Origin of the sequence: Noviherbaspirillum sp., from assembly GCF_035944575.1 — a bacterium.
Lineage (GTDB): Bacteria > Pseudomonadota > Gammaproteobacteria > Burkholderiales > Burkholderiaceae_D > Noviherbaspirillum.
In genome coordinates, this window is record NZ_DASZBA010000252.1 from 1 (window position 1) to 7,738 (window position 7,738).

Genomic DNA, 7,738 nt, shown 5'->3' on the forward strand with positions numbered 1-7,738 from the left:
AACAGTACTGAAGGTGAATGGGGTCGATATGTTCATTTGAGTCTCCTGTTTTTTCCAGATTGTAGCAATTGAATAGTCGATGCGTCCTCCAGGATTTTTTCTTATGTTTCACGTGAAACATTACTGACAGGAAGTTCATGCAGAAACTATTGGAAAGCGAATGTTCCACGTGGAACATTCATTTCTTAGTGCCGTCGAACCCATGTCTTGCAATCAGGCTGGCGCGTTAAAACACTTTATAATCACGCCTCCGGTGTCGTGCACCGCGACCTTCCCGAAATAATCTTCTGACGTCTCACCGAGGCGAACTATGCTTTTTCCAACTGAATTCGATGTCATTGTTGTCGGCGGCGGCCACGCCGGAACAGAAGCGGCACTGGCGTCCGCCCGCATGGGCCAAAAAACTTTGCTTCTTACGCACAACATCGAGACACTTGGTCAGATGTCGTGCAATCCATCTATCGGCGGCATCGGCAAAGGTCATTTGGTCAAGGAAGTGGATGCAATGGGCGGCGCCATGGCAATTGCAACCGATGAGGCCGGCATTCAATTTCGTATATTGAATTCTTCCAAAGGCCCAGCGGTACGTGCGACGCGCGCCCAAGCCGACCGTATCTTGTACAAGGCGGCAATCCGGCATCGCCTTGAAAACCAACCCAACCTTTGGCTGTTCCAGCAGGCAGTAGATGATTTGATGGTGGAGGGCGATCGTGTCGTCGGCGCTGTCACGCAAGTAGGCATCCGGTTCCGCAGTCGCGCCGTAGTCCTGACGGCAGGGACTTTTCTGGACGGAAAAATACACGTTGGCCTGAATAATTATTCGGCAGGCCGTGCCGGCGACCCACCTGCAATTTCGCTCTCCGCGCGATTGAAGGAGCTGAAGCTGCCGCAAGGGCGCCTGAAGACCGGTACGCCACCCCGTATTGACGGCCGCAGCATCGATTTCTCGGTCATGGAAGAACAGCCGGGCGATCTGGACCCGGTGCCGGTGTTTTCCGTCATGGGAAACACTGCGATGCATCCAAAGCAGTTGCCTTGCTGGATCACGCACACCAATGAGCGTACGCACGACATCATCCGCGCCGGCCTGGACCGCAGCCCGATGTACACCGGCGTCATTGAAGGGGTAGGGCCACGCTATTGTCCTTCCATCGAAGACAAGATCCATCGTTTCGCCGACAAGGCTTCGCACCAGATTTTCCTGGAGCCGGAAGGCTTGACGACCAACGAGTTCTATCCGAATGGCATTTCCACCAGCTTGCCGTTCGATGTGCAACTCGAACTGGTGCATTCGATGCGCGGCATGGAGAATGCCCATATTTTGCGCCCCGGTTATGCAATCGAATACGACTACTTCGACCCGCGGGGTTTGAAATCCTCCCTGGAAACCAAGGCCATCCAGGGTCTCTTTTTCGCCGGCCAGATCAACGGCACGACCGGGTATGAAGAAGCCGCTGCACAGGGCATGCTGGCCGGCCTGAACGCGGCGCTGATGACGCAAGGCAAGGAAACCTGGACGCCGCGCCGCGACGAAGCCTATCTCGGCGTGCTGGTCGACGACTTGATCACCAAGGGCGTACAGGAGCCTTATCGCATGTTCACCAGCCGGGCGGAGTACCGGCTCAGCCTGCGCGAAGACAATGCCGACCTGCGCCTGACCGAAATCGGCCGTCGCCTCGGCTGCGTGAGCGATGCGCAGTGGACGGTATTTGAAAAGAAGCGCGAAGCCATCGCCCGCGAACTGGAACGGCTGAAATCGACCTGGGTGAACCCGCGCATGCTGGATGCTGCGGAGGCGGAGCGTGTACTCGGCAAGAGCATCGAGCGGGAATATGCACTCGCCGACCTGCTGCGTCGCCCTGACGTCGACTACGACAGCCTGATGACCCTGAAAGGATCCGACGGCAGGGCACTGGCCGGTCCGGGCGTGGCCGATGAAGCAGTCAAGGAACAGGTGCAAATCCAGGTCAAATACGCCGGCTATATCGATCGTCAGGCACGTGAAGTGGAGCGCCATGACCACTATGAAAACCTGAAATTGCCCGCCGGATTCGATTACATGGAAGTGCGTGGCTTGTCGGTCGAGGTGCGGCAGAAGCTGAACAAGCATCGTCCTGAAACGCTCGGCCAAGCATCACGCATATCCGGCGTTACGCCGGCGGCGATTTCATTGCTTCTTGTGCACCTGAAAAAGGGCGGGTTCAAAGAGTTTTCCGCTGTTGCAGTGGCGGTTTGAGGGCAGGGCGACGTGAGGGAAATCGACCGTACATCGTTGACGCCTGTCCTGGTTGACGGCATCCGCGCACTCCATCTTGACCTGAACGATGCGCAGATTGCGCAGCTGATGGATTATCTGGCGTTGCTGTCGAAATGGAACGCGGTATACAACCTGACCGCGGTGCGGGAACCGGCACGCATGGTCGAACAGCATCTGCTCGATTCGCTGGCGGCGGTGCCGGCATTCGACGGTGCGGAAAATGTGCTGGATGTCGGTTCCGGCGGCGGCCTGCCGGGCATGGTCCTGGCCATCGCGCGGCCCGACATGCGGGTCGCGATGGTGGATACCGTGCACAAGAAAACCGCATTTCTGACGCAGGCAAAATCGGAGCTGGGCTTGTCCAATGTAACAGTCCATACGTCGCGGGTAGAACAGTTGCAGACGCCGCGCAAGTTCGATGTGATCACCTCCCGTGCATTCGCCGAACTAGCGGATTTCGTGTCCTGGTCGCATCATCTTCTCGCGGAAGGTGGCCGGTTCATCGCAATGAAAGGGGTGTTGCCGACTGACGAAATCGCACGCCTGCCCGCGGGGTGGAAAGCCACGATCGTCCAACCGCTGGCCGTGCCGCATCTGAATGCCGAGCGCCACTTGATCTTCATAGAAAGGGCTGCATGAAAAACCGGTTGATACAATTCACACTGGCCGTAACCTTCGCTGCATGTTCCACGTGGTCGAACGCACAGGAACTCAAAACCGTGCCGTCCTTCGACCTCGGCAAATATATGGGGAAATGGTACGAGGTCGCCCGCTTTCCCAATAAATTCCAGAAGGAATGCGCCAGTGATGTTACGGCGGAATACAAAACGCGCGAGGACGGGCAGGTTGATGTCATCAACCGTTGCAAGCGCGCCGATGGCGGCATCGAAGAGGCCGTAGGGCGTGCACGCATTCCCGACCAAACCAACAAGGCCAAGCTCGAAGTGCGCTTTGCGCCGGAATGGCTGTCATGGCTGCCGCAGGTTTGGGCCGACTACTGGGTGATCGACCTCGCACCGGATTACTCTACTGCAGCAGTTGGTGCGCCAGAGCGCGACAATTTATGGATCCTGTCGCGTACGCCGGTGTTGCCTGAAGAAAGCTATCAGGACATCGTCAATCGCCTGACAGCCAAAGGCTTCGACACCGCGCAACTGATTCGAACCGGAAAGGAAAAGCAATGAACCTGTGGCTGCATGGAATAGGAATCACCGATGCATGGCAACTGGTCATGGCGACCATGGTGTTTCTGATGCTGCCCGGACCCGGTACGTTTTGCGTATTGACCTGTACCGCCCAACGCGGCCTGCGTGGCGGCTTTGCATCACTCTTTGGCCTGATGCTGGGCGATGCGGCGCTGATGTTTTTGGCCGCAATCGGTGTTGCCGCGCTGTTGCAGGCTAACCCGTTGCTGTTTCAGGGAATGCAATACCTCGGCGCCGCGTATCTTGCCTACCTGGGCTTTGGATTGTTGACGGCAAAAAGCGGGGAGGGCGCCGCCGTCGTGCCGTTTTCCAACGCCGCCGATTTCCGCCGCGGCTTTCTGGTCACCATCATCAATCCGAAAGCCATCGTGTTCTACATGGCGTTTTTTCCGCTCTTCATTGATCCCGTCACCCATCAGGGCGCGCTTACTTTTGTCGCCATGGGCGGGATCATCTCGACTTGTACGCTGTTCTATGGCAGCCTGCTGGTCCTGGCCGGAAATGCCGCTGCGAAACGTCTTGCACGAGACCACCGTATCGCCGCCTTTGCGTCCAGGGCAGCGGGTATTTTCCTGATCGGCTTCGGCATCAAACTCACGACCAATTAACAACACATGGCCAAAATATTCTGCGTCGCTAACCAAAAAGGCGGCGTCGGCAAAACCACCACCGCCGTCAATCTGGCCGCAGGCCTTGCGCAGCTCGGCCAGCGCGTGCTGCTCGTCGATCTCGACCCGCAGGGCAACGCCACAATGGGCGCCGGCATCAACAAGGCAACGCTGGAGGCGTCGGTCTATGAAGTGTTGCTCGGCATGTCGGATGTTGCGGCGGCGCGCAAACGGGCCGGCGCGGGCGGCTTCGACATCCTTCCTGCCAACCGCGAACTGGCCGGTGCAGAAGTCGAAATGGTCGCGCTGGATAACCGTGAAAAAAGGTTGAAGGATGCTCTGGCTGCTGTTGCCGGCGAATACGACTTCATGCTGATCGATTGCCCCCCGGCCTTATCGATGCTTACTCTGAACGGTCTGTGCGCCGCACATGGCGTCGTGATTCCGATGCAATGCGAATACTATGCGCTGGAAGGTTTGTCCGACCTCGTCAACACCATCAAGAAAGTCCATGCGAAGCTCAACCCGGATTTGAAAATCATCGGTTTGCTGCGCGTCATGTTCGACCCGCGCATGACTTTGTCGCAGCAGGTGTCGGCACAGCTTGAACAACATTTCGGCGACAAGGTTTTCAAGACCATCATCCCGCGCAACGTGCGACTCGCGGAAGCCCCGTCATACGGCATGCCGGGCGTGTCGTTCGACCCGGCGTCCAAGGGGGCGCAAGCATATATCGCGTTCGGCGCGGAGATGGTCGAACGGATCAAGGCAGCTTAATTTCTTCGGGGCAGGAAGACGCATCGCGGCGATCCTTCCCGAGACGACAGAAACACGATAGAGGCATCATGGTTACCAAGAAATCCAAAGGACTCGGTCGCGGACTGGATGCACTACTGGGCGGTTCAGGCGACAGCGCAGACTTCGAAGCCGCTGCACCGGGGTTGCCCAGTGCGTTGCCGGTATCTCAACTGCAGGCCGGCAAATATCAGCCGCGCACCCGCATGGATGAGGGCGCGCTGAACGAGCTCGCCGCATCGATCAGGGCCCAGGGATTGATGCAGCCGATCCTGGTCCGGCCGCTCGGGGGTGGGGACGGCAAATATGAAATCATTGCCGGCGAACGGCGATACCGCGCCGCGCAGATTGCCGGCATGACGGAAGTGCCGGTACTGGTCAAGGAAGTCGATGACCAGTCCGCCGCAGCCATGGCGCTCATTGAAAACATCCAGCGCGAAGACCTCAACCCGCTCGAGGAAGCGCAAGGCATCTACCGTCTGATCACCGACTTCGACTTCACGCACGAGCAGGCCGCCGGCGCGGTCGGCCGCTCGCGCAGCGCGGTGTCGAACCTGTTGCGCCTGCTGAACCTCGCCAAGCCGGTGCAAACCATGCTGATGGCGGGCGATATCGACATGGGCCATGCCCGCGCCTTGCTTGCCGTCGATGCCGCCACGCAAATCACGCTTGCCAACCAGATCGTCGCCAAGCGCATGTCGGTGCGCGAGGCGGAGAAGCTGGTCGTGCAGGCGACCGCTGCGCAATCCGCTGACGATCAGCCGCGTAGCGCCAAGGAAAAATCCCGCGACATTGCGCGCCTGGAAGAGGAACTGTCGGACGCATTGGCCACCCCGGTGGCGATCAAGATGGGCGCGAAGAACAAGGGGCAGCTGGTAATCGATTTCGCCAACCTCGACGTGCTGGATGACGTCATCGCGCGGCTGCGCGTTCATTGAGTCCTTGCCCGGTGACCAACGTACTCATTCTTCCAGGGCTCTACAATTCCGGCCCCGACCACTGGCAAACGCTATGGGAAGCCTCGATCCCGTCGGCAATGCGGGTGCAGCAGCGCGATTGGGAGGCGCCCGACCGCACCGAATGGGTAGCGACGCTGGATGCGGTGATTCGCCAGACTGATGGCCCGATCGTATTCGCCACCCACAGTCTCGGCTGCGCGCTCGCTGCATGGTGGATGGCGGAAAACGGAACGAGCCGGCACGCGTCCAAAGTCATCGGCGCATTGCTGGTGGCGCCGCCGGATGTCGAGCGCGAAAACTTTCCACGCAGCGTTCGCGGATTCGCACCCATGCCCCGTCTGCGCCTGCCTTTTAAAACCATCGTGGTCGCCTCGACCGACGACCCGTGGTGTACATTGCCGAAGGCGCAGTCATGGGCTGCCGACTGGGGTGCCGAATTTGAAAGCATCGGCCTGCGTGGTCACATTAACGGTGAAAGCGGTCTCGGCATGTGGCCGCAAGGACGATCATGGCTGGATGTCGTAAGCGAATCCGCACAAAAGTAAGGCTGCTGAAAAATTCAGCAATTTCCTACTGCCGCCTTTTGGTTAACAGCCCATCTTAAATAGCTGTTACCAGTATTTTTACCGTACGTTTCCCATGATATGCAGCGGGGCAAAAGTTTGACTCGTCTTGTGGAAAACACTTATAATCCCGTGGTTTGCCAGAGCGCGCCACCAAGATTTAACGCAGCTGTCGAAGTGCCCACAAGCCCACAGATTGCGCTCACGGATTGCTATCCAAGACAGATATGCTGCGCGTTGTTACCTTGCAAGTTTTGATGACGGTGATCGCCGGCGTAGTGGCCGGACTGATTGGTGGAAAGCATGCGCTGATATCGGCGCTTCTTGGCGGACTGTGTTGTGTCGTGCCGAACGGTTTGTTTGCCCTGCGCCTGTTTATCGGCGCGCAAAAACCGGGCGCTATTAACCCGATGACGTTTTTCATCGGCGAATTTATAAAGATTGCATTGACGGTCGCGCTACTGGGCATGATCGTCTGGCTGTACCGCGATTTGAACTGGCTGGCGCTGATCGCCGCTTTCATCGTGGCACTGAAAAGTTACATCATCTTATTATTTAGGCACTGACATGGCATCTACAGCAGAAGGCGCGGCAGGGCACGCCCCGACCGCTTCCGAGTATATCGTTCACCACCTCGGACACCTCACAAGCAAACATCAGGAAAAGATGGTCGACTTCTCGATCATCAACATGGACACTGTGTTCTGGTCCATCGTCGCCGGCGTCATCGGCTGTTTCCTGATGTGGCGCGCCGCAAGTCGCGCAACCTCCGGCGTACCGGGCCGTTTCCAGGCTGCGGTCGAAATGCTGGTCGAAATGGTCGAAGACCAATCCAAATCCATCATCACCCACGGTGACCGCCGTTTCATCGCCCCGGTTGCATTGACGGTATTCGTCTGGGTGGCGTTGATGAACTCCCTCGACTTCCTCCCGGTCGATCTTTTCGCGCAGGCCTTCCATTATCTGGGCCTCGAGAGCGTATTCCCTTACCACCGCGCTGTTCCTACCGCGGACCTCAACGGCACCCTCGGCATTTCGATCGGCGTGCTCGCACTGATCCTTTACTACAACGTGAAGATCAAGGGCATGGGCGGCTGGGTCCATGAATTGTTCGCCGCACCATTTGGTATCTGGCTGGCACCATTCAATCTGTTGCTGAACATCATCGAGTACATCGCTCGCACCGTATCGCTGGGCATGCGACTCTGGGGCAACATGTATGCCGGCGAGCTGATCTTCCTGCTCATCGCATTGCTTGGTTCGACAGCTACCGTTCTTGGCTTCTTCGGGCATGTGATTGCCGGTTCCATTTGGGCAATCTTCCACATCCTGATCGTGTTCCTCCAGGCCT

At 57.9% G+C, this 7,738-nt stretch carries 9 protein-coding genes; all 9 read left to right on the forward strand.

Annotation, left to right across the window (positions count from 1 at the left end; translation table 11 throughout):
* Positions 1–310 precede the first annotated feature (310 nt).
* The gene (gene mnmG, locus VGU61_RS20650) at positions 311–2,236 is read left to right on the forward strand and encodes a tRNA uridine-5-carboxymethylaminomethyl(34) synthesis enzyme MnmG (RefSeq protein WP_326861182.1); all 1,926 of its coding nucleotides are present in this window, start codon (positions 311–313) and stop codon (positions 2,234–2,236) included.
* 12 nt (positions 2,237–2,248) lie between these two features.
* Entirely contained in the window at positions 2,249–2,896 is a 648-nt protein-coding gene (rsmG, locus tag VGU61_RS20655; protein ID WP_326861183.1) for a 16S rRNA (guanine(527)-N(7))-methyltransferase RsmG, read from the forward strand.
* On the forward strand, positions 2,893–3,441 hold the full coding sequence (locus tag VGU61_RS20660) for a lipocalin family protein (RefSeq protein ID WP_326861185.1): 549 nt from the start codon (positions 2,893–2,895) through the stop codon (positions 3,439–3,441). The genes rsmG and VGU61_RS20660 overlap by 4 nt, the downstream gene beginning before the upstream one ends.
* Positions 3,438–4,070: a leucine efflux protein LeuE gene (leuE, locus tag VGU61_RS20665; RefSeq protein ID WP_326861186.1), complete on the forward strand. Its 633-nt coding sequence runs from the start codon at positions 3,438–3,440 to the stop codon at positions 4,068–4,070. The genes VGU61_RS20660 and leuE overlap by 4 nt, the downstream gene beginning before the upstream one ends.
* Positions 4,071–4,076: 6 nt before the next feature.
* Complete coding sequence (locus VGU61_RS20670; protein ID WP_326861187.1) at positions 4,077–4,847, forward strand: ParA family protein; 771 nt, start codon at positions 4,077–4,079, stop codon at positions 4,845–4,847.
* Positions 4,848–4,915: 68 nt separating this feature from the next.
* The gene (locus VGU61_RS20675; protein ID WP_326861188.1) at positions 4,916–5,803 is read left to right on the forward strand and encodes a ParB/RepB/Spo0J family partition protein; all 888 of its coding nucleotides are present in this window, start codon (positions 4,916–4,918) and stop codon (positions 5,801–5,803) included.
* Positions 5,804–5,814: 11 nt separating this feature from the next.
* Entirely contained in the window at positions 5,815–6,369 is a 555-nt protein-coding gene (locus tag VGU61_RS20680) for an alpha/beta hydrolase (RefSeq protein ID WP_326861189.1), read from the forward strand.
* Positions 6,370–6,614: 245 nt separating this feature from the next.
* A complete protein-coding gene (locus VGU61_RS20685; RefSeq protein WP_326861190.1) occupies positions 6,615–6,953 on the forward strand; it encodes an ATP synthase subunit I in 339 nt (112 codons plus the stop codon).
* Between the two features lies 1 nt (position 6,954).
* Positions 6,955–7,738, forward strand: a 784-nt coding sequence (gene atpB / locus VGU61_RS20690; RefSeq protein ID WP_326861191.1) for a F0F1 ATP synthase subunit A, incomplete at its 3' end; no start/stop codon positions are given.